Consider the following 21,590-nt stretch of genomic DNA (forward strand, 5'->3'; position numbering starts at 1 on the left):
TATTGTGGCTATAAGTTTTGGTACTGTCAGCATTATTACATTGGAAATTTTTATAGACCAAGTTATCATTTAGTGATGCAAAAGTGTTATAATTTAAAAAAAGGAGTTAACATGGAAGAAGCGAAAAATAATGCTAAAAAAGCAAGTGGTGAAAGGTTACTTTATACGATCTTTTATGTGGTGATTGCAAATATTGTGTGGGGGATAGTATGTGTAGTTGTAATAGCACAGTTCCTCTACAGCTGGATCGGTAACAGTCTCAATGATAAACTACTCTCTTTCTCCGCTTCATTATCAGAGTATGCCAAAGAATTGATCGCCTATATCTCTTTTAATAGTGATGAGAAGCCCTGGCCTATGGGTGACTGGCCTCACCAAAACCTATAAGTGTTTTGAGAAGGCAAATTTCGCTTAGATCTGTGATCCTGTCCTCTATGGTGCCATAAGATCGTCCAGTTCTGCATCGGGCAGGTAGTTGTGATAGATCTCTTTGAACGTACCCTCCTGCTTTAGCGTATTGAGTGCGGCTACCCATTCCTGATAGACCTCTTCGGAAGTATCCTTGGAGATGGCGATATAGAAATAGGTTTGAGTGACCGTAAAGAGGGGTTCTAGATCCTCCATGCTGTAACCGGCACTGTGCACGATCTCCGATACCGTAAGATCGGTAAAGATGGAGAGGTTCGCCTCACCGTTGATCAGCTGGCGAACGTTTTCCTCGGGAGATACTGAGCTGATCAGGTTGGTAAATCCATGCTGCTGGAGGTACTGCTCGGTAAACCAATCCGTTGTTGTAGCGATCGCTTCCATCTGCTTTGCATCTTCCAGTGAGTTGATCACGATACCCGATCCTTTTTTGGCATAAAAGATGACGTTGTTTTTCCCAACAGGGCCGACCCAACGGAAAAGTGCTTCGCGTTTTGCCGTCCGTTCCGCACTAAACAGAATGACATTGGGATAAAGCAGTGCCATATTGTAGGCATTTTTCCATGAGGTCAGACGGATATTATCCGGAATATCCAGCCGTGAGACGATCTCACGTACCATGTCCGTCACAAATCCTGCCGGCTTTCCCTCTTTCATAAAGGTAATCGGTGGGTACTCCTCCGTCATCAGCTGGAATATTCCCGGAGGCATCTCTCCTGGAAGCCATCTAGCATAGATAGCGTCAAAACGCCCGTCACGTTTCATCGTATCCAGTGCTGTCTGCCATTGTGCCACAAGCGTAGAGGGTGTACTCGGAGAAAAAGCGATATAAGCCAGATCGGTCGATACCGTAAAAAGGTTCTCTACCTCTTCGTTCAGATCACCGGCACGGTGCAAAAGTGCAGGCATGGCGATATTGGTACTGATGTAGAGTTGCACTTCACCGTTATAGAGTTTTTGCAGAGCAGCCTGATCATCCTGACAGCTTACCAGATTGGCAAACCCTTCCTCTTTGAGCATCTCTTCCGTATAGTGCCCCCTCACAGTGGCAATAGAGGCAGCATTTTTGGCATCTTCTAGCGTTTTGATCACGATAACCGATCCCTTTAATGCATAAAAATTGGTATCAAGCGCTGTCACAGGCCCTACCCATTGCAGATGTTTTTTGCGTTCTGGGGTCATGACTGTTGTAAAGAGCGCCGTGTTTGACTCTGTCAGAACCCTTTTATACCCTTCCTCCCATGGGACGACATCCATGGTCGCTTCGTTATGTGTTATTTTGAGCAGCTCCTCCACCACTTCTGTCACCTGTCCGGTAAAATTCCCTTCCTGTGTAAAGTTCAGCGGTGCATACTCTTCGCTTAATATGGTTAAATGATTATTGGTGTTTTTCTTACTATTACATCCTGTAATCATCAATATGACTAATACCAAAAAATATGCTATTTTCTTCACCATACTTTGATCCCCCTTCTTTTGGAAATCCATATGAAATCATTATAGCCCCAGAGACCTTAATAAAGTGTATGGGGTCACATTGTGCCAATTACTCGTTCTCAAGCTCTACTTTATAGTTGGATTGGAGGTATCTCAATAAAAAACTGCTCTCTTTCTCCGCTTCATTATTAGAGTATGCCAAACAGTTGATAGTTTATGTCTTTTTGACCAATGACCACAATACCTCTTTTATTGTTTTTTATACATAAGATTTCATATTGACTACACAAATGTGATATACAATTAATGAATTTCTCTAATTCCAAAGGAGGCTTTGATGAAACAGGATTATTCGAGAAGAGATTTTATCAAATATATGACGGTGCTGGGACTTACTAGCTTTATAAGCACGCCTCTATATGCAAAAACAACTAAAGAAATTGTTAAATATCAAAACAGCCCACATGATGGAAACATATGCAAAGATTGTATGCACTTTATTCCCGAAACAAATGAGTGTAAATTGGTAGAAGGTTCGATAGATCCGGATGGATGGTGTAGTTTATTTTTTAAAAACCCAAATTTGAACACACCTGACAAAAATAATTCTGAGAGTATCTCTTAATTCTGAACCATTTTTCTCGTTGCTACGTTGTACGTGGTAACAACCCTAACATATTTGTCTATTTTTTTGTATCGCGCTTCAGATACCGCTTACTTTCACCTCCTCTATTTTAGGCTAACTCATTGGCTGCTACCCTTTTATTTTTGGTAGCTTCTTTTAGCTTATTGGGTTTGATATCATTTAAACCTGTGCATCTGTAGGTACAACTAACCTTAAAATAATTAACCTCTTAAATAATTTGTTCGGATTAATATATATGACTATAAACTTCTTCTGCTATCATTTGAGCACCTTCCGCATTGGGATGTACATCATCGGGGAATAAGTATTCTTTATCGTACAGGATACTATAGTTATCGATGATAGGTACATTATTGATGGATGCTATATCGTCGATCATAGGGATTAATTCTAAAGGAATATTTTCACTAGGATAACCTTGCGCATCATTATATACCGGTGGTGGATAACATATATAAACAGCAGGCTGAGATGAGAGTGTTTTATAACTTTCAATCAAGTCGGTATAATCGCTTATGAATTGATCCTTATATACCCAGTTGCTAGGCTTTAGGTCATTAGTACCGAACATAATAACAACAATATCGGGATTATAATCGTGAGAAGAAATAAATTTACTTGAATTCCAGTACGATTGAGAAGTATCTTTCAGTGCTGTTGTCCCTGATACACCGAAGTTTTCTACTGCCCATTCTTCCCCAAGTAGTGTTGAAAGTTGTGAAGGATAACTCTGCGTACTAGGAAGATTGGCACCATATGTTATGCTGTCGCCAATACAGGCTACCCGGATTTTGTTTTCACTATCCGATATAGTTCCTCCACCTCCACCACAAGCAATGAAAAGTGCTGAAGAAACAATTGACAGTATTAAAACTATATATCTAATCTTCATGTTAGAGAAGTTCTCCTTTTTTAGAATAGTTTAACACTAAACACCTTGCTAAAATATCTTTATACTTAAAGTATAAAGATATTTTTTGTATTTGATCTTACAATCGATCTGATTTGATTATAAGGTTGGACTTTAATCGGTTCTCTTCAAACTTATTTAACTTAATATACTATAACCATTTGATTATACGAAATAAATTATGAATTTATTATAAGGTTCTTCATATTGATATTCTAATTGAAAATTATGATGTTCTAAAACCCTTTTTACTATATTGAGACCGAGACCATAACCCGGCTTGGTTCTGGAGCTTTCTTCTTGGGTAAATGTGCCTGTATAGTACTCAAGATGATGAGAAAGCGGTTTGCCTATATTGGCTATTTCGATACTTTCATTTTCGATCTTTATCTTAACTTTTCCGCTCTCTTTATATTTGATGGCATTATCTATGAGATTTTTTATAGCAATGGCAAGATAATTGAGATCTGCATTACAAGAGAATCTCTCTTTCATCTCAACCTCTATCTCATCTTCATCAATGATCATCTTTGAAAAAACTTCAGCCAAGATCGTATCGATTGAATAGTATTTAAAATCAAGTTTCAAATTCTCGGAATTGAGTTTCTCCAATTCAAGCAGTTCATTGGTCAGTTCATCCATTTGTGCTATCGCTTTTTTGAGTATCTCCCTGTATTTACTGTCATCGATCATCTCAAGCGTTATTTTTGCTTTGGCGATAGGTGTTCTAAGCTCATGGCTGATATCGCTGAGAAACTGTGTCCGGGATACGATCAATTTTTCAAGGTTTTCTGCCATACTGTTGAAACTGGCGATCATTTCAGATATCTCGTCCTTTCGTTGCAGCGGTTTGAGCCTGTATGAATAATTGCCGCTTCCGAATTTCTTGATACCTTTGGAGATCGTTTTCAGAGGGGAAAGGATTTTCAAAATGATAAAAAGCATGATAAACAGTACAAAAATGTCTGCTATGATGAGATTATTTAATTGCTGCTGCTGTTCTTGCTCTTCATTTTGGGATTTATCAAAATAGAGAAGTTCATCATCGAGATATTGCATATAAAGAAGATAAATATCATTTTTTTTATAGATTTTTATTGATCCAAAGGAGACTTTATCTTCATAGATCACTTGTGAGTCTTTATCCAGCAGGGAGATATCCACTCTTTCATAATCGAGCTCTTTGGTTTTCGCATCCATTTTCGTAGTATCATCATTGATGAGATAGTCGAAGATCTCCTTGGAAGCTTGTATATATTTTTGCGTATGGATGAGTTCTATTTTTTCATCGGTCAGAGTGTTTGTCTTCATGGATAGATAGAACATCAAAGTGATGCTAACCAGAAACAGAAAAATGACTTTATTTAGAATAGACATGATTATCCTATGAACTTATATCCTATGCCCCAGATAGATTTAATGTATTTGGGTGCTTTGGGATCATCAAATATTTTATTTCTTATATTGCTTATATGCATATCTATGGCTCGGTCTGTATGTTCATTTCCAAGATGTTGCGCTATGCTTTCTCTGGATAGTACTTTATTGGGATTGTCTAGCAAGAAGAGGAATATCTCATACTCTATTTTCGTAAGGGAGAGTACATGATCTTCCTGGGATATCTCCATCTTGTCTTCATCGATTTCAAATTCACCGATTCTTTTTTTTGAGATTTGTTTTGAAGTTCTTCTGAGTATAGCATTGATCCTGATGATCAGTTCTTTGGGTTCATAGGGCTTTGCAAGGTAATCATCAGCTCCATATTCAAATGCAGCCACTTTGTCCCCTAGATTTCCTCTGGCACTAGAGATAATGATAGGAATGTTGCTGATAGCCCTTATCCTTTTACATACTTCAAAGCCGTCGATTCGCGGTAACATAAGATCGAGTACTACCATATCATAATTATTGTTTTCTGTTAGTTCCTGCAATGCCTGTATAGGATTGTCATATGCAAATACAAAAAAATTATAGTTTTTCAGATAATCTTTCAGGAGTTCTTGTATATCAAGATCATCTTCGATTAACAATATGTTCATTCTATTTCCCATTCATCGATATGTTTGATAAAAAGTTTTCTTTGCTCTTTTGTCAGTATCGTATGGATATTGGTTAAAAAGTTAGCTTCTATCTGTGCTGCTTTTTGTGCCAGTTTGATATCCAGAGTGATAAGCGCATTTTGGTCGAAACGCTCTTGTTCAAACAATTTTTGCTTTGAGCCTATAGTATTCTCCTTAAGCTCTCTGTACATTTTGAGTTCTTTTCGGTACTCTTTGAGTACTTTTTTGATGCTCCTTTGCTGTTCATGGCTTAAATTCAGATAGGTTAAGTCTTTACTGTAGTAGTGATGGTGTTCTTCTTTATGATCATCAGCAAATAAAAAGGTAAATAGCAATAGTACGATCCAAAGATATTTCATCTGCTATCCTTTCTTTTGAGGGACTTTTATGAGAGTATTCTCTATAAGCCCATATTCGATATTTTGATGGCAGGCAGTGCAATTTGCTTTGCTTTTTACTTCCTGGCTCGAAAAGATCTCATTATTGATATGCTTGTGTCGGCCTTTCCAATATGGTGTTTTGGTTATTGCTATTGTACTATTATTCTCTTTTAGACTTTTTAGTATCTTGAAAGCAGCTTCATGGGTCGAGTTCTCTGCACTGTTCTCTTTGAGAAATGCCAATATTGAAAGATTGGTTTTTGCATCTATGCTCGCATCGTCTCCAAAATGGTTTTCAAGATCCTGCATCATCTTTACCCATGACTGCCTGGGGAGCAGATAAGGTGGGTAGGTCATATGGCAGCTTCCACATTCATTTGCAAACTCCGGATGTATCCTGGAATAGTCTTGTTTTTGATATGCACTGGCGATCATGATGTTATCATTCTTTGTCGATATCATATAGTAAAAAGCATAGACAAAGAGTATCAAACTTACGATGGTAAATATTTTTTGAAAGATATTCATCCTTATCTCTATGTTTGATGAGAGTTTTTTGTAACCGCTTATCATTGAGTCTATCGCATCGCCTTTTTTGATAAACCTGTCTATCAAACTTCCGGCAACATGGATAGCTATCATTCCGAGCAGCATATTGGCAGCTATTTCATGCAGTTCCTCAAAAAGCTCCATCTGTTTGAAGTAATCACTATGCAGAAATGATAAGATCCCATGGTTCTTTTCTATACCATAAGCGAGCATTCCCGTCAGTGCAGTGAACAGACTGAGTATCATCATAGCAATGATCGCAAAACTCGATGCCGGATTGTGTCCAATATACTCTTTTGTATGTTGGAATGGTGAAAGAAGATATTCTTTCAGATCATTTTTGTTGAAATTAAAATCTTTGAACTTCGAGTATTTTGGCCCGATAAAACCCCAAATGATCCTGATCACAAACAAAAGGGCGAAAAGTATCCCAAATATCGCATGATAATCCAGAAGATTATCCATATCGCCCAGTATAAAACTGATACTGAAAAAAGCTATCAGTGCTATATGGAGTACTCTGTTGAAAAGAGGCCATATATAACTTTTAGTCATCCCATCTACCGTAGTTTGGTATTTTGATTGCTCTTTCACTGTATACTCCTTTGGATGCAGTAGTGTGACATGCAGTACAATTACTTAGTGTTATTACCTCTTCCTGCATAATTACTTTTTTCGGTATGCGTCTATGTTCTCTTACAAAGTATGGAACGTCTGTTATCTTGTCTGGCGTTGATTCAGCTGGAATGGATTTTAGAATCTTTCGGCTTCTTTTATATTCCGTTGCATTATCAGCAGCATTATCTGTCAGATATACTAACAGAGCCTTATGATCTTCCGGTTCAAGTGTAGCATCACTTCCGAAATGATCTGCGAGGTTGTTCATCATCTTTGTCCATGATCTTTCAGGTAAAAGACCCGGTTGGAAGGCAAAGTGACAGCTTCCACATTCTTTGAGATAGAGCTCATTTTCAACAGCTTTCACGCCACTTTTACTTTTTTTAGTGAAAAATGAGTGATCATCTGCGAACACTATCGAAGATAGCAGTAATATCGAGAGTAGTAATTTTTTCATTTTGTCTCCTTATTTTGTATTGATGTAGTAAAGTACATCACCTTTTTGTATCGCATTGCCTTCTTTCAAGTAAACGTCTTTGAAGTTTCTTCTCAGCCATTTTTCCACCTCTTTGACCGAGATAAGACGCTCTTTATTTGCCGTTGGCGATAGAGGTTTGATCACTTTATTTGTAAAAACATTTTTTCCCTCTTGCGTCAGATCTAGATTGTGACAGCTGGTACAGGATATCTCTTGACCTTTTTTGCCGATATGTTTTGAAGTAAATATCTCTTCACCTCTTTTGCTGTCAAAATCATTGAAATTTGGATCGATATTTTTTGCTTCGACCTTTAACTGATCAATGTAGATTTGAATCTGATCATTAAAGTTATTCGCGAAAACAGACAGTGGTATTAACGATACAAGTATAAACTTTTTCATAGTTTCTCCTTTATTTGATAATATAATCGTATAGGAAGTTTGTAAAGTTAGAAAATACATCTCTTTACAATTTCTTTACAATTTAGATAGTGAAAAAGGAGAAAGATAAATAGGAAGTATTTGTGATATAGTAAGGTGGTTTTTGATATTTAAATGGTTATAGAAGAAAGGTCGTTATAAAAATCCTCGGGCTATGAGCCCAAAGATTATGGGAATGATGATTACACCCCTTTTACCATATTTTCGATCTTCTCTACTACCGAAGGATCTTCAAGTGTTGAAATATCTTGAGTAATAGGTTCGCCTTTTGCGATGGAACGGAGGATACGTCTCATGATCTTACCTGAACGTGTTTTTGGAAGACCAGGTGCAAATACCATATCATCACATACAGCGATGTTCCCGATCTCTTTTTTGATGATGTTGTTGATCGCTTTCACCTCTTCTACTTCATCAGCTACACCTTCATCTGATTTGAGTACGATATAAGCAAAGATTCCCTCACCTTTGATCTCGTGCGGTTTACCGACAACTGCTACTTCTGCGACGTTCCAATGTTTTTTGATCGCCGCTTCTACTTCTGCTGTACCCATACGGTGTCCTGATACGTTGATGACATCATCCGTACGACCAGTGATCGTGATATATCCATTTTCACCGTACACTGCACCGTCACCCGTAAAGTAAACAGCTTTACCGTCTTTTTTAACATCACCGAAGTATGACTTGATGAATCTTTCCGGATCACCCCATACACCACGGATCATCGATGGCCAAGGACGTGTTACACACATATAACCGCTCTCACCTGCTCCAACTTTTCTACCTGTCTCTGGATCAAGGATCTCACCTATGATACCCGGTAGCGGAAGAGTAGCACATGCCGGTTTGATAGGTGTTGCACCTGGAAGCGGAGATACGATATGACCACCTGTCTCAGTCTGCCAGTAGGTATCAACGATCGCACATTTGCTCTGTCCTACTTCTTCGTAGTACCATTTCCATGCCGGTGGATCGATAGGTTCACCAACTGTTCCTAGTACCTTGAGTGATGAGATATCGTATTTAGCAGGCTCATTTTCACCTGTTTTGTGAAGTACACGGATAGCTGTTGGAGCTGTATAGAATTGGTTGATCTTATACTCTTCTACCATCTTCCATGGACGTCCTGCATCAGGGTAAGTGATAACACCCTCGAACATAACTGTCGTTGCACCCATTGCCAACGGTCCGTATACGATATATGTATGTCCTGTGATCCAACCGATATCAGCTGTACACCAGTAAGTATCGTTTTCTTTAACGTCAAATACCCATTCCATCGTCATCTGTGCCCAAAGGATATATCCTGCTTGGTTGTGCTGAACTCCTTTAGGTTTACCTGTACTTCCTGAAGTGTAAAGAAGGAAAAGAGGGTCTTCACTATCCATTGGTTCTGCCGGACACTCTGGAGATTTGTCCTTGATGAGTTCATTGTATGAGTAGTCACGTCCGGCTACCCACTCCAGATCTTCATTGTTGCGCTCAACAACAAGTACTTTTTCTACCGGACTGTTGCCTTCTGCAAGTGCTTCATCAACCACAGGTTTAAGCATATACGGTTTGGTCTTTCTATATGCACCATCAGCAGTGATAACCACTTTTGCCTCTGCATCATTGATACGGTCTCTAAGTGCTTCAGCTGAGAACCCGCCAAATACGATAGAGTGGATCGCACCGATTCTTGCACATGCAAGCATCGCATAGGCTGCTTCAGGGATCATTGGCATATAGATAACAACTCTATCACCTTTTTTGACACCAAAATCCTCTTTAAGAAGATTGGCAAACTTGTTTACTTGGTAATAGAGCTCAAGATAAGTGATGATCTGCTTATCTCCCCTGTCACCTTCAAAGATAATTGCTGCTTTGTTCTTACGAGACTCGATATGACGGTCGATACATTGATGTGCTACGTTAAGTTTACCACCTTCAAACCATTTTACAAACGGCGCATTGGTCTCATTCAGTACATTTGTGAAAGGTTCGAACCAGTCGATCTTTTCGTTGGCAAATGCACCCCAGAATCCCTCATAGTCTTCGTTTGCTGCATCAACAAGTTCGTTATATTCACACATATTTTTGATTCTTGCATTTTTTGCAAATTCTTTATTTGGTTGATATAGTTCTTGTAACATTTTTACTCCTGTTTATTTTAATTTAATTGTCACTATAGTTTTTTAATATTTTTTAATTTTAAATACATCATTGCCGTCATTACCGCATCGTTCAGTGCATCGTGTGCATGAAGCCGCGGTAGAGACAACTCTTTCAAGATAGTATTAAACCTCAAGTCGATATTCCCTTGCGGAATAGTTTGAATTTTCTTGTTATAGTATATCGAAGAGATTTCCACTTGGGAATTAGGTAATGTAATGCCTAACATCTCTTTCGTATACTTGTTTATCATAGCTACATCAAATTCCAGATAATATCCTGCAAGTGTTTTGTTGCCGATAAAATAAAGAAATCTTTCTATTGCTTCACGAAGCGGAATTGCTCCGTCCAGATCGCAATTACGTATCTGGTGAATCGTAATACTTTTGTGATCGATCTCCTTTTCTTGTTTGATGTAGAGATGCAATGCATCATTTAAAAAGATCTTATTGTTTTTGATCTTCACCGCTCCTATAGAGATGATATCGTCCTGCTTAGGATCCAAGCCTGTCGTTTCGCAATCAAAAACAACGATTTCATCGTCATTTCCTTCATCAAATAAGAATGTAAAACGATCATCGGACAGCTTTTTCTTGTTCCAATTGTTTATCAAGGATTTAAACATCATAACCACCTGTTTATCCGACCATAGAGAGATGAAAATGGTAGCTAACCGTTTTTTTGAATCGGTTTACTGTCTTTAGAGCCTCTTTTAAAAGGTCACGTTCGAGTTTACCGATTTTATTTATGGAGATATAGTTGTCTAACTTCTCTCCCACGGCCAATTGTTCAAGCTGAGAATGAAGTCTAAGCGTATGCAGGACTTCAAGCGCCTCCATCATCTCTGTCGCATCTTCTTTATTCAAAAAACCGACATTGTTAAGCTCTTTGATACGTAGAGAAGTATTGGTTGCTCTAATTCCATATTCCAGAGCCAATGCACGTACACCATGTATCATTGCGAAAAGTGCACCTTTTTTGATATCGATCTCACCTTTATGCCCTTTATCATGGACAAACTGGGAAAAGAGCCCTAATGGTGATTCGAATGTCTCTATCGCTCTTGCAAAGTGCATAAGGATTTGTTGTTTCTCATTGACTTTTTCAAGAAGGTATGTAATCAGCTTCTCATGAAGTTCTGTTTTCCCGGCTACGGCAGTCGAGTCAAAGAAGATTGCCATATCCATAAATTTTTCATAACTCGGCTCTTCAATCCATCGATATATATCTTCTTTATAGGCATCGACGCTCTTACACCACTTAGGATTGATCATCATGATACCGCCTTCACAGCGAGGGAAACCTATCTTATCAAGTACAGAGATAAACTTTTGCGTTATTTCTCCGATATTGTCTGGCATGAAGCCTTCTTCAAATACCAATGCATTATCCTGGTCTGTACGAAGGATCTGTGATGCACGCCCTTCACTTCCAAGCAAAATTAAAGCACAATGATCATGCCATGACTGGGGAATGATCATCTCAAAGAGTTTTATATACATTTTTTTGTTGATCTCTGAGACCAGTTTCGCGATATATCTACTCTTTACACCTTTGGCGTGTAGTGCTCCTACCATAATATCCAAACGTTTAGCCGCATCTACGACATTATCAATACTTTTGGCTTTTTCCATCTGAATAGTGATCAGGTGTGACTGGTTGGAAAAGAAGCTAACAATATCTACTACCTCAAGTGTACCAAGTATACTGCCATCTTCATCAAAGACAGGTAGATGTTTGATAGAGTGTTCTGTCATCATGAGCAGAATATTAAACAGAAGTGCTCCACGCTCAATAGAGTGTATCGGAAACGTCTGTATCTGTGAGATCGTCTCCAGGTTTTCATCATGTTTGTGGAGGATATAATATCTGAAGTCTGCATCTGTGACAATACCGTATCCATCATCATTTTTTACAAGTATACAGGTTGCACCCTCTTTTTCCATCTGTTTCAATGCATCGACAATAGAGCTATTTGGAGTAACAACGCATGCCTTGTGCAGGATGGACTCATCCAGTTTTGCGACCATGATATCACTCATTGTTGCATACTCTCTTTTTTCTTTGAGCATATCGATACGTTCTACAATGTTAGAAAAAAAGTAGTTTTTGAATCTTTGGTTTTTTTCACAGAGATCTAAAAATGTCTCCTGCGGAATTTCAAAACATATCAATTCCTCAGTTACAATGTACTTGTAGTGAGAAGGTTGAGTTTCTATGAGTTCTATACCGCCAAAACAATCATGTGTATGATAGATATCGATATGTTCATCATTATCATCAAGTACATCAACGGTCCCTTTAATGATGATAAAAAACTTTCGTGGAACTTCAGCCTGGTTGATAATAATCGTATTCTGTGGATAGTATGCTATTAGGGCATCTTTCTGAATACGTTCAGACTCATGTTGATTTAAGAGGGTAAATGGGTGATGTGTTATTAGATTCTCAAGTAGCGCTATCAATTCACGATCCTTAAATCAAGGTCCGAAGACCTTGAAATAAAATTATTAGTGAGCAACTGCTCCCTCTGATCCAATACCGGTTTGACATCTGACATCTTGTGCATCAAACTCATCGATACATCTTTGTGCATCTTCACTTTTATCAGTGATAGAGAAGAACCAAATCGCCAGGAATGCTAATGGCACCGAGAATACTGCAGGAAACTTGTAAGGTACGATCGCTGCTCCATTACCAAGGATCTCAGTCCAAACAACCGGACCAAGGATTACAAGTACAAGTGCAGAAATAAGCCCTACATATCCACCTAGCACGGCTCCCCTGGTTGTGAGTTTTTTCCAGTAGATAGACATAAACAGAACCGGGAAGTTAGCTGATGCAGCGATAGTAAATGCCAGTGCAACAACGAATGCAATATTTTGCTTTTCAAAAGCGATACCAAAGATGATCGCGGCAATACCGATTCCGATTGTAGCAATCTTAGAAACTCTGATCTCTTTTTTCTCATCAACATTTCCCGTACTGAATGCGTTCGCATAAAGGTCATGAGAGATAGCTGATGCACCTGCAAGCGTAAGACCTGATACAACCGCAAGGATCGTAGCAAATGCAACTGCAGATATAAATCCAAGGAAGTAGTCACCACCAACAGCGTGAGCCAACCATACAGCTGCCATATTGTTCATTCCTTTGAGCGTGTTTGTTGCAGTATCCCAATAGATATTACCTTCAGCACCAAGAACCAATACAATCGCACCGAATCCCATGATAAATGTAAGTACATAGAAGTATCCGATCAATCCTGTCGCAACAAATACTGATTTTCTAGCTTCTTTTGCGTCAGCAACCGTAAAGAATCTCATCAAGATATGCGGAAGACCTGCTGTACCGAACATCAATGCAATACCAAGTGAAATAGCAGAGATAGGATCAGATACAAGACCACCCGGAGTCATAATCGCATCACCTAGTGGATGCACTTTTGTCGCTGCTGTAAATAGTTCTTCAAAGCTAAATCCGAATTTAGCCATAACCATGATAGACATGAAAGTAGTACCTGCAAGAAGCAATACCGCTTTGATGATCTGTACCCAAGTTGTAGCAAGCATTCCACCGAATGCAACGTACAATACCATCAATGCACCAACAAGTATAACTGCAAACTCATAGTCAAGACCAAAAAGAATCTCGATCAATTTACCAGAACCTACCATCTGAGCGATCAGGTAAAGAATAACAACAGAGATTGAACCAAGTGCGGAAAGGATTCTTACCGGTTTTTGCTTGAGTCTGTATGCAGTAACATCGGCAAATGTATATTTTCCAAGGTTTCTAAGCTGCTCTGAGAGCATAAAAAGGATAATAGGCCAGCCTACAAGGAATCCGATAGAGAAGATCAGACCGTCATACCCTTTGAGGTATACCATACCAGTAATACCAAGAAATGATGCTGCTGACATATAGTCACCTGCGATCGCCGTACCGTTTTGAACACCGGTGATACCGCCGCCAGCAGTATAGAAGTCTTTTGCAGATTTTGTTCTTTTTGCCGCCCAGTAAGTGATACCGAGTGTCGCTGCAACGAAAATAAAGAACATTACAACTGCCGGGACGTTCAATTCGTCAGCTTTTGTTCCACCTGCCATATCTCCTGCAGCAAAAAGTGCAGCAGTAGCCAATGTCAATAGAGATAAAACCTTACCTATCATTATTTCATCTCCTTTTCAAGATCTTTTTTAACTTCTCTAAGCAAATCATCAAATTCGCCATTTGCTCTTTTTACATAGATTCCGGTCATCGCAAAAGCAAAAATGATAATTGCAATACCGATCGGTATACCGATTGTAGTGATTCCACCACTCATACTTTCACCAAGTGTTTCCGGGCTAAATGCAATAAACAGGATAAATGCATAATAGACTACTAACATGATAATTGTCAGTGTCCAGGCAAACTTACTTCTTTTGCTAACAAGTTCCTGATACTTCGGGTTGTGCTTTATTTGTTCAGCTTGTTCATGTGTCATTGTTTTTCCTTCACTTAATGATGTATGGTTTAAAAATTAAACCATACAATAAAAGAACTTATTTTTAAAAATTATAGTTTACTATAAGTCTATATTCATCCCAGTCATAAGTTGGACCAAAGTCATTTGGGAAGTTTCCTCTAAATCTGTATTGAAGATTTTTAGTTGCTTGATAGATGATGTCAAAACCGCTCTCTGTCGTATCTAACCCAGGAGCGTATGTTGCGCTGTCACCTACATTAAATGATGCATAATATACAGTTGCATTCACATTAAGGTCACTGAAGTTATATGTAGCAGCAATTTTGTATGTATCAGTATCTGAGAAGAACTGATGTCTTGTTACCATTCCCTGAGTAAATGCAGGCATTCCACCCCATGGAGTGATGATTCCTCCATTTTCTGCACCGTCACTGTCAGAAGTCTGAGAGTATGCAACATATGCACTGAAGTTGCCATATTTAGCACCAAGTTTTGCACCCCAGTAGTTACTATCTACCTTGCCTGCAAGTGCATCACCTACATCACTCTCATTGATATACTGGAGTGAAGCATTCATTTTTACTTCATCGTTCAGCATACAGTTCCAACCCATATCAGCTTGTAGATAAAGTGCGTTGAGGATATCATGAGCATAGTAGTCCCATGCTTGAAGTGTTACACTATCGATACCTTTATAGATAGCCGCCAGGGCTGTAACACCTGCAGTATCAGTTCCTGCACCAAGTGCGATCTCGCCCATATCAGCAAAGTCACCGTTCGTACCAAGCTTGTAACCTAGACCGTAACCACTTTGAAGTGCAAGAGAACCAACTGGATAAACGTTACCGAAAGTCCCAACGCTCTCTCTTGTGATATGTCCAGCGATCAATGTTGTATCTTTAATATCAGTATTTGTTACAATTGCCGCTTCAAAAAGGTTTGGAAGCTCTCTTGCATCATCTGCACCTGCAAGTGGTGTATCAAGTCTTTGACGACCGATTTTTACATTTGTGTTTTCATATTTATAGTTTAGATATGCTTCACCGATGTACATGTAGTTCTTGAACCCGTCACCATAAAGTGATGGATCATAACTTGAGCTACCTGCTACCTCTGCATCTGTAGAGTGAATATCAAATCCATATACACCATAAAGTACAACTGCAGCAGTTAATCCATTGTATTCAGGTGTTTTATAACCAATATATCCACCTGTAACCAAAGAGTTACGGTTGTTCTCTATAGAACCTTTGTAAGTTCTGTCGATGTAGAAAGTACGTGATTGTCCGAACACTGTACCGTAGTCTACTTCTGCTTCCGCTGCTGGAGAAGCTTCTTCAACAGGTGCAATGTTACCACCTGCCATTGCTATACTTGCTGCAAGTGCAGCAGCAAGACTCATCTTGATCAGTTTCATAATTCTCCTTATTTGGAACCCTTTGCATGACCTTCAAATACATCATGTTCGCAAAGGTAAAATTTTGCAAGAGGGTTTTTGCTTCATCCAACACTTAGTTGAAATATTAATGTATGTTAAAGGTCATACAAAGGGTTCCTAGTTTCTTACTCTCACATGATAAAAATGCAACATAGCATTAACATAGCATACTACTTTTTAAAGAAAAAATGGAACAAAAAAGTAGCATATGTATAAAAAAGTTACATAAATGTAGGATGTCTAGAAAATAAAATTTGATTAACGAATAAAAGTTATAAATATGTGTAGATTATTGTTTAGTCAGTTTGTAACCGATTCCCTTGATACTCACGATCAAATCCTCTTTGAGTGCCTGGCGTACTCTATGCATCTCTGCGCGGATAGTTGCTGCATCCACGTGGATATCATCCCATACATAGTATCTAAGCATATCAAAGTCCACAATCCTCTCTACATTGGAAGCAAGCAGATGCATGATCTGTTGATGTTTGGGTTTGAGTTCCTGTTCAACATTGTCAAATAGCAATCTGTTTTTTTCCAGATCATAGCTGTACATTCGGCTTAGTTTTACCATGCTTTTTGACTGGATATCAGCCATTTTGAGAAGTCTTTCTATATGTAATGTAAGTTCTTTGAGATGAAACGGCTTTTTGAGGTAGTCATAACATCCCAGCTCATATGCTTTGGAAATCTGTTCGATCTGGGTGATCGCAGAGATAAATATTGTAGGGATATGGATCTTCTCTTTTTGGAGTTTTTCAAGTAGACTCAGACCATCAATCGATGGAGTGTTAATGTCGAAGACAAAAAGGTCATACGATGTTTTTTTGATCTGTTCATAGGCCTCTTCCCCATCTTCAAAGGCATCAACAATATAACCGGTTGAAGTAAGATACTCTGCAATCGCACTTTGAAGCATCAATTCATCTTCAAGCAACAGTACTCTCATCGGTTTTTCCTTTTTTAAATCTATAACTGAAGATCGTTAATTTCTCATTGGATTCTACTTCGATCTCAATATTTTCTTTTTGACAGATCTCTCCTACGATCTCAAGCCCCAGTCCAAACCCTTGCTTCATATCATCTTCTCTATGGAAAGCTTCAAAGATCTTCTGCGTATCTGCAATCTTTTTTGAATATGTGATAAACCGCATCACAACACTTTCTTCTTCTCTATCTAGCTCTACCGTGATATCCGTATCTCTCTTCGCATATTTAATAGCATTGGAGAGGTTGTTATCAATGATACGCTGCAATTCCAGATCATTGATCCATAGTTTACCACACTCTTCAAGTTTTGGTACTATCTTGTGCGCATTACCCTCGGCAATCTCTTCAAAGAATTCGATACGTGAAAGCAGGTATTCTTTGATATCAATCCATTCCTTTTCATAAACAAGTCTGTCTTTTTTCACGATATAGCTTAGATCATCATAGATTGTAGAGATCATTTTAGAAGCTGCTTCTATCTTACTTAGGTATTTGTTGTCTCCATATTTCATCTTGTATATATCAATATGTGTCATGATGACGGCAAGAGGCGTATTGATCTCATGTATAGAACGTTTGATAAACCGGTCTTGTGAAATAACCAGCTGTTCGTTGTACTGCATCTGTTTTTGAAGTTTTGCCGTTTTGCTGAGTACCTTTTCTTCCAAAGAAAGATTCAATTCCTTAAGTTCGTCATTTCTTTGATGGATTGCCCTTACCATTTCATTGACATAATCTACGAGTACTTGGAACTCACCGATCCTGATCTCTTCTTTATCGATGATGATATTCTCAGTCACTGCTTTTTGAAAAAAATTTCTTAGAGTTACCATCTCATTTTTTATCATGTTGTTGATAAACCGGATCACAAAGGTTGCGATAAAAAATAAGATAAACGAAAGAGTTAAGATCTCAAGTATATAGATAAAAAGCTTGTCTTCATACCTCTGTTTATTCTCTTTTATGATTTGTTCTATCTCATCAAGATAAATACCGGTTCCGATCATCCAGTTCCACTTTTTAAAGACAACGGCATAAGAGATTTTTGCTGAGGGCTTCCTACTGAGAGGGTTATCCCACAGATATTCTACATACCCTCCTCCGTTTTTTGCTTTTTCAATGAGTTCTTTGATCACATATTTACCGTTAAGATCTTGAAATCCCATCATGTTTTTACCACGGTTATAGGGTTTGTTGGGGTCAGAGACATTGATCCCTTCTGTTGTATAGATGAAGATGTAACTACTTCCGTTCTTTCTGTCAAAAAGCTTTTCAATCGACCTGATGATACTCTCTTTGAGTTTTTCTTCACTCATCTGATCTTTCATGGAGTCGGTAAAATAGTACAGATAGTCTAAAACACGTAATGTTTCATCTTTGGCTTTAAGTTTTTGGGCTTCAAAATAGCTCTTTCGAAGTTCAGCCGATTCAACCTCGAAATTTCTGTACTCCTGGTATATCACAAGAAGTGTAAATATCATAGCAAAGATAAATAGAACGATATTTCCAAAACGGTTGATAGAGTTAAGACTAAAGTTCTTAATGTATTTTTTCATCAACCCTTCTTTTGATTCCTTAAATAACGATCTTCTCTGCAACATCCAGCCCAAATCCAGCCAATCCGACAAACTCAGTATCTTTATGCGTAGTTAGCAGGTTGATATTTTTGATGCCAAGGTCTTTAAGTATCTGCGCACCTACACCAAACTCTTTGGCCTGTTCATGGGAGATCACCTTGCTGTCAAGAAAGACAAGGACTCCTCCGTTTTTCTTAAGATACTCAATGGCGTTGTTGAGTGTTTGATAACGTTTGTCATCCAGAACAAGATCGATATCTGAGCCGATATTATGAAACTTTACGTTAGCAGTTTCATGTGCTTTATAGAACTGGATGACTGTATGTGTACGGCCAAGGTGATCACTATAAGTGATCTTCTCTACCTTCATACCTCTAAGTATTGACTCTTCTTCTAGGACACGTTTCACAAGTTTTTCATTTGCTAGACGGTACTCTACGATATCCGAGATATAGACTATCGCCATATTATGTTTTTTTGAGAAGAGTTCCAGATCATCCATACGCGCCATCGTACCGTCATCCTTGATGATCTCACAGATAACTGCAGCAGGTGCCAGTCCAGCCAGTTTACATAGGTCTACAGACCCTTCAGTATGCCCAGTACGTACAAGTGTTCCTCCGTCTTTAGCGATCAAAGGAAAGATATGTCCTGGACGTACAAAGTCCTCAGGTACCGTAAGTGGATTGGCCAATTTGCTGATACAGTCATCTCTCTCAGCTGCAGAGATACCTGTTGAAGCCGTAGCTGAATCTATCGAGATGGTAAATGCAGTTTCATGAGCAGAGATATTTTTATCTACCATCGGTACAAGGTTCAGTTTTGCTGCGATCTCATTGGTTACAGGTGTACAGATAAGACCTCTTGCCTCCTTTGCCATGAAGTTTACAAGCTCCGGTGTTGAAAAAGTAGCGGCATAGACAAGGTCTCCTTCGTTTTCTCTATCCTCATCATCCATCATAATGACCATTTTCCCGCTTTTGATCTCTTTGATCGCTTTTTCTACTCTTGCTATCGCTTCAGCTGACATTACATCTCCCATCTGTTCTACATTATATAGTTCTATCAATTTAAGTAACTGTATTATACCTTTTCCTACTTCATCTATCAACTCGCAGTAAAATAAATTTTAAGAAATTTTAAAGAAAATCCTAAATAACCCTTGACAACATCTCTGTTTTGGGCTATAATGCCGTCCACATAAGCAATACAGCCTTATGAGAAACAACTGTTGGGGTATCGCCAAGCGGTAAGGCCTCGGTTTTTGGTACCGATATTCGGGGGTTCGAATCCCTCTACCCCATCCACCAGGATCTTAAAAAATCCTTTCTTTTTAACTGTCGCGGGATAGAGCAGCTTGGTAGCTCGTCGGGCTCATAACCCGAAGGTCGTTGGTTCAAATCCTTCTCCCGCAACCAATCTACAATATATAATTTTTAATCATTTTATATACTTTTAACTGTCGCGGAATAGAGCAGCTTGGTAGCTCGTCGGGCTCATAACCCGAAGGTCGTTGGTTCAAATCCTTCTCCCGCAACCAATCTACAATATATAATTTTTAATCATTTTATATACTTTTAACTGTCGCGGAATAGAGCAGCTTGGTAGCTCGTCGGGCTCATAACCCGAAGGTCGTTGGTTCAAATCCTTCTCCCGCAACCAATCTACAATATATAATTTTTAATCATTTTATATACTTTTAACTGTCGCGGAATAGAGCAGCTTGGTAGCTCGTCGGGCTCATAACCCGAAGGTCATTGGTTCAAATCCTTTTTCCGCAACCAAATCAATTTTAACTTAATCTTTTACTTGTAACTTCATCATATTCAATATCACATTTCATCAAATTTTGACCACATTTATCACATATGTATGTTCTGAATGGATTAGCTACACCATCTTTTGTTATAAATACTTCTTTATTACATTTAGTACACTTAATAAATGAACCCAAAACACCCCAAATCAAAATACTTGAAAAGGCTATTATTGTTTCTTCTGCAGATATAGATTTTAATTGTGAAACAATAAATATATGTGTTACTATAGCCACTGTAATCAAAAGATATTTCAAGTAAGATGACAAACATATTTTTTTCATTCTGATTTTCCCCTTTATTAGTATACATTATAACAAAAAGTTGAATCTGATAGCTCACAACCCTACTTTCAAGACTATTACGAAAAATACGCTAAAATGATCTATTACCACATCTGAATCAAGAGATTTGAGTGGATGGAAAGGCGTATGACCTACATCGTGGATCTTCTACTGCTAAAGCGAGGTCTACAAAACGACGTTCTGAGATGGCAACAGCCAAAACAGAGTGTAGATGGAGGCAAACCATGAAGAAACGATTGATGAGATCCATTTTGGCTATGATGGTAATGATAGTCGGCATTATGGCTGCCGAACCTACTCAGAAGGAGGAGAACATGGCACTAACACTTACATCTGATGCCTTCACTGAAGGTGGTGAGATCCCGGCAAAATATACCTGTGAAGGAGCGGATATCTCGCCGCCGCTCTTTTGGCAAGGTATCCCTGAGGGTACCAAGAGCCTTGTTTTGATCGTCGATGATCCTGATGCCCCTGATCCCGAGGCTCCCAAGATGACATGGGTCCACTGGGTCCTTTACAATCTTCCGCCCTCCGATGGAGAGCTTCCAGAGGGCACACGCACTGCAGAGCTTCCTACAGGAACTCTGGAAGGTGTCAACGACTGGAAACGTACGGGATTTGGAGGGCCATGTCCACCGATTGGACGGCACCGCTACTACCACAAACTATACGCTCTTGATATAGTGCTGCCTGATCTAGGCAACCCTGTTAAAGAAGATGTTGAAGCAGCAATGCAAGGACACATCATCGCACAAAGCACTCTAATGGGGACCTACAAAAAGGCTAAATAGCAATCTAGAGGAAGATGAGGAAACTTTCTTTCACTACGAAGTAGAAATTTCGTAGTGTATAGTGACTTTTTTATGAATGTCTTACTATATACACTCTCA

Annotated in this window: 21 protein-coding genes and 5 tRNA genes; 8 read left to right on the forward strand and 18 right to left on the reverse strand. The window is 38.8% G+C overall.

Annotation, left to right across the window (positions count from 1 at the left end; genetic code table 11):
• Nucleotides 1-111: 111 nt before the first annotated feature.
• Nucleotides 112-387 carry a DUF4389 domain-containing protein gene (locus PGH07_RS00085; RefSeq protein WP_289411852.1) on the forward strand — a complete coding sequence of 92 codons (276 nt, stop codon included), beginning with the start codon at nt 112-114 and terminating at the stop codon, nt 385-387.
• Between the two features lie 45 nt (nt 388-432).
• On the opposite strand, the gene PGH07_RS00090 is transcribed toward PGH07_RS00085, so the two are convergent.
• The gene (locus PGH07_RS00090; RefSeq protein ID WP_289411853.1) at nt 433-1,884 is read right to left on the reverse strand and encodes a substrate-binding periplasmic protein; all 1,452 of its coding nucleotides are present in this window, start codon (nt 1,882-1,884) and stop codon (nt 433-435) included.
• 316 nt (nt 1,885-2,200) lie between these two features.
• Here PGH07_RS00090 and PGH07_RS00095 point away from each other — a divergent pair, with 316 nt between their 5' ends.
• Complete coding sequence (locus tag PGH07_RS00095) at nt 2,201-2,488, forward strand: iron oxidase oxidoreductase (protein ID WP_289411854.1); 288 nt, start codon at nt 2,201-2,203, stop codon at nt 2,486-2,488.
• Nucleotides 2,489-2,735: 247 nt separating this feature from the next.
• Here PGH07_RS00095 and PGH07_RS00100 read toward each other — a convergent pair whose 3' ends face one another.
• From PGH07_RS00100 to PGH07_RS00175, 16 genes are all read right to left on the reverse strand, one after another.
• A complete protein-coding gene (locus PGH07_RS00100; protein WP_289411855.1) occupies nt 2,736-3,401 on the reverse strand; it encodes a GDSL-type esterase/lipase family protein in 666 nt (221 codons plus the stop codon).
• Nucleotides 3,402-3,584: 183 nt separating this feature from the next.
• Nucleotides 3,585-4,796, reverse strand: a complete 1,212-nt coding sequence (locus tag PGH07_RS00105) for an ArsS family sensor histidine kinase (RefSeq protein WP_289411856.1) — start codon at nt 4,794-4,796, stop codon at nt 3,585-3,587.
• A gap of 2 nt (nt 4,797-4,798) precedes the next feature.
• Nucleotides 4,799-5,458: a response regulator transcription factor gene (locus tag PGH07_RS00110; RefSeq protein WP_289411857.1), complete on the reverse strand. Its 660-nt coding sequence runs from the start codon at nt 5,456-5,458 to the stop codon at nt 4,799-4,801.
• Nucleotides 5,455-5,838 (reverse strand): Spy/CpxP family protein refolding chaperone, encoded by a 384-nt coding sequence (locus PGH07_RS00115; RefSeq protein WP_289411858.1) that lies wholly within the window; start codon nt 5,836-5,838, stop codon nt 5,455-5,457. Before PGH07_RS00115 ends, PGH07_RS00110 begins: the two co-directional genes overlap by 4 nt.
• A 3-nt stretch (nt 5,839-5,841) precedes the next feature.
• On the reverse strand, nt 5,842-7,002 hold the full coding sequence (locus PGH07_RS00120) for a cytochrome b/b6 domain-containing protein (protein ID WP_289411859.1): 1,161 nt from the start codon (nt 7,000-7,002) through the stop codon (nt 5,842-5,844).
• Nucleotides 6,956-7,483, reverse strand: a complete 528-nt coding sequence (locus PGH07_RS00125) for a diheme cytochrome c (protein ID WP_289411860.1) — start codon at nt 7,481-7,483, stop codon at nt 6,956-6,958. Before PGH07_RS00125 ends, PGH07_RS00120 begins: the two co-directional genes overlap by 47 nt.
• Before the next feature lie 9 nt (nt 7,484-7,492).
• On the reverse strand, nt 7,493-7,906 hold the full coding sequence (locus tag PGH07_RS00130) for a DUF1924 domain-containing protein (protein WP_289411861.1): 414 nt from the start codon (nt 7,904-7,906) through the stop codon (nt 7,493-7,495).
• A 221-nt stretch (nt 7,907-8,127) separates the two neighbouring features.
• A complete protein-coding gene (acs, locus tag PGH07_RS00135; RefSeq protein WP_289411862.1) occupies nt 8,128-10,083 on the reverse strand; it encodes an acetate--CoA ligase in 1,956 nt (651 codons plus the stop codon).
• A 32-nt stretch (nt 10,084-10,115) separates the two neighbouring features.
• Nucleotides 10,116-10,727 carry a 3'-5' exonuclease gene (locus tag PGH07_RS00140; RefSeq protein ID WP_289411863.1) on the reverse strand — a complete coding sequence of 204 codons (612 nt, stop codon included), beginning with the start codon at nt 10,725-10,727 and terminating at the stop codon, nt 10,116-10,118.
• A gap of 13 nt (nt 10,728-10,740) precedes the next feature.
• Entirely contained in the window at nt 10,741-12,567 is a 1,827-nt protein-coding gene (locus tag PGH07_RS00145; protein ID WP_289411864.1) for a putative nucleotidyltransferase substrate binding domain-containing protein, read from the reverse strand.
• A gap of 45 nt (nt 12,568-12,612) precedes the next feature.
• Complete coding sequence (locus PGH07_RS00150; protein ID WP_289411865.1) at nt 12,613-14,274, reverse strand: cation acetate symporter; 1,662 nt, start codon at nt 14,272-14,274, stop codon at nt 12,613-12,615.
• Complete coding sequence (locus PGH07_RS00155) at nt 14,274-14,591, reverse strand: DUF485 domain-containing protein (protein WP_289411866.1); 318 nt, start codon at nt 14,589-14,591, stop codon at nt 14,274-14,276. Before PGH07_RS00155 ends, PGH07_RS00150 begins: the two co-directional genes overlap by 1 nt.
• 64 nt (nt 14,592-14,655) lie before the next feature.
• Nucleotides 14,656-15,990: an OprD family outer membrane porin gene (locus tag PGH07_RS00160; RefSeq protein WP_289411867.1), complete on the reverse strand. Its 1,335-nt coding sequence runs from the start codon at nt 15,988-15,990 to the stop codon at nt 14,656-14,658.
• A 310-nt stretch (nt 15,991-16,300) separates the two neighbouring features.
• The gene (locus PGH07_RS00165) at nt 16,301-16,960 is read right to left on the reverse strand and encodes a response regulator transcription factor (RefSeq protein ID WP_289411868.1); all 660 of its coding nucleotides are present in this window, start codon (nt 16,958-16,960) and stop codon (nt 16,301-16,303) included.
• Nucleotides 16,941-18,557 (reverse strand): sensor histidine kinase, encoded by a 1,617-nt coding sequence (locus PGH07_RS00170; RefSeq protein ID WP_289411869.1) that lies wholly within the window; start codon nt 18,555-18,557, stop codon nt 16,941-16,943. Before PGH07_RS00170 ends, PGH07_RS00165 begins: the two co-directional genes overlap by 20 nt.
• Nucleotides 18,558-18,576: 19 nt before the next feature.
• Nucleotides 18,577-19,608, reverse strand: coding sequence for a bifunctional 3,4-dihydroxy-2-butanone 4-phosphate synthase/GTP cyclohydrolase II (locus PGH07_RS00175; protein WP_289411870.1), 1,032 nt, complete (start codon nt 19,606-19,608; stop codon nt 18,577-18,579).
• Nucleotides 19,609-19,810: 202 nt separating this feature from the next.
• Here PGH07_RS00175 and PGH07_RS00180 point away from each other — a divergent pair.
• The 5 genes from PGH07_RS00180 (at nt 19,811) to PGH07_RS00200 (ending at nt 20,362) form a co-directional block, all read left to right on the forward strand.
• A tRNA-Gln gene (locus PGH07_RS00180) sits at nt 19,811-19,885 on the forward strand.
• Nucleotides 19,886-19,919: 34 nt separating this feature from the next.
• Nucleotides 19,920-19,996 (forward strand) — tRNA-Met (locus tag PGH07_RS00185).
• Between the two features lie 45 nt (nt 19,997-20,041).
• Nucleotides 20,042-20,118, forward strand: a tRNA-Met gene (locus PGH07_RS00190).
• Between the two features lie 45 nt (nt 20,119-20,163).
• Nucleotides 20,164-20,240: transfer RNA gene (locus tag PGH07_RS00195), tRNA-Met, on the forward strand.
• A 45-nt stretch (nt 20,241-20,285) separates the two neighbouring features.
• Nucleotides 20,286-20,362 (forward strand) — tRNA-Met (locus PGH07_RS00200).
• A gap of 8 nt (nt 20,363-20,370) precedes the next feature.
• Here the strand turns inward: PGH07_RS00200 and PGH07_RS00205 are convergent.
• Nucleotides 20,371-20,679 carry a hypothetical protein gene (locus tag PGH07_RS00205; protein WP_289411871.1) on the reverse strand — a complete coding sequence of 103 codons (309 nt, stop codon included), beginning with the start codon at nt 20,677-20,679 and terminating at the stop codon, nt 20,371-20,373.
• A gap of 131 nt (nt 20,680-20,810) precedes the next feature.
• On the opposite strand from PGH07_RS00205, the gene PGH07_RS00210 reads away from it, so the two are divergent.
• Nucleotides 20,811-21,491 (forward strand): YbhB/YbcL family Raf kinase inhibitor-like protein, encoded by a 681-nt coding sequence (locus PGH07_RS00210; RefSeq protein ID WP_289411872.1) that lies wholly within the window; start codon nt 20,811-20,813, stop codon nt 21,489-21,491.
• Nucleotides 21,492-21,590: the final 99 nt, after the last annotated feature.

This window comes from Sulfurovum zhangzhouensis (assembly GCF_030347965.1).
Classification (GTDB): domain Bacteria; phylum Campylobacterota; class Campylobacteria; order Campylobacterales; family Sulfurovaceae; genus Sulfurovum; species Sulfurovum zhangzhouensis.

Coding starts and splice junctions, on each gene's coding strand:
- PGH07_RS00170 (WP_289411869.1), bottom strand. CDS start 18,557: ATGAAAAAATACATTAAGAACTTTAGTCTTAACTCTATCAACCGTTTT.
- PGH07_RS00090 (WP_289411853.1), bottom strand. CDS start 1,884: ATGGTGAAGAAAATAGCATATTTTTTGGTATTAGTCATATTGATGATT.
- PGH07_RS00095 (WP_289411854.1), top strand. CDS start 2,201: ATGAAACAGGATTATTCGAGAAGAGATTTTATCAAATATATGACGGTG.
- PGH07_RS00150 (WP_289411865.1), bottom strand. CDS start 14,274: ATGATAGGTAAGGTTTTATCTCTATTGACATTGGCTACTGCTGCACTT.
- PGH07_RS00110 (WP_289411857.1), bottom strand. CDS start 5,458: ATGAACATATTGTTAATCGAAGATGATCTTGATATACAAGAACTCCTG.
- acs (WP_289411862.1), bottom strand. CDS start 10,083: ATGTTACAAGAACTATATCAACCAAATAAAGAATTTGCAAAAAATGCA.
- PGH07_RS00125 (WP_289411860.1), bottom strand. CDS start 7,483: ATGAAAAAATTACTACTCTCGATATTACTGCTATCTTCGATAGTGTTC.
- PGH07_RS00100 (WP_289411855.1), bottom strand. CDS start 3,401: ATGAAGATTAGATATATAGTTTTAATACTGTCAATTGTTTCTTCAGCA.
- PGH07_RS00160 (WP_289411867.1), bottom strand. CDS start 15,990: ATGAAACTGATCAAGATGAGTCTTGCTGCTGCACTTGCAGCAAGTATA.
- PGH07_RS00105 (WP_289411856.1), bottom strand. CDS start 4,796: ATGTCTATTCTAAATAAAGTCATTTTTCTGTTTCTGGTTAGCATCACT.
- PGH07_RS00165 (WP_289411868.1), bottom strand. CDS start 16,960: ATGAGAGTACTGTTGCTTGAAGATGAATTGATGCTTCAAAGTGCGATT.
- PGH07_RS00085 (WP_289411852.1), top strand. CDS start 112: ATGGAAGAAGCGAAAAATAATGCTAAAAAAGCAAGTGGTGAAAGGTTA.
- PGH07_RS00155 (WP_289411866.1), bottom strand. CDS start 14,591: ATGACACATGAACAAGCTGAACAAATAAAGCACAACCCGAAGTATCAG.
- PGH07_RS00205 (WP_289411871.1), bottom strand. CDS start 20,679: ATGAAAAAAATATGTTTGTCATCTTACTTGAAATATCTTTTGATTACA.
- PGH07_RS00140 (WP_289411863.1), bottom strand. CDS start 10,727: ATGTTTAAATCCTTGATAAACAATTGGAACAAGAAAAAGCTGTCCGAT.
- PGH07_RS00130 (WP_289411861.1), bottom strand. CDS start 7,906: ATGAAAAAGTTTATACTTGTATCGTTAATACCACTGTCTGTTTTCGCG.
- PGH07_RS00175 (WP_289411870.1), bottom strand. CDS start 19,608: ATGTCAGCTGAAGCGATAGCAAGAGTAGAAAAAGCGATCAAAGAGATC.
- PGH07_RS00115 (WP_289411858.1), bottom strand. CDS start 5,838: ATGAAATATCTTTGGATCGTACTATTGCTATTTACCTTTTTATTTGCT.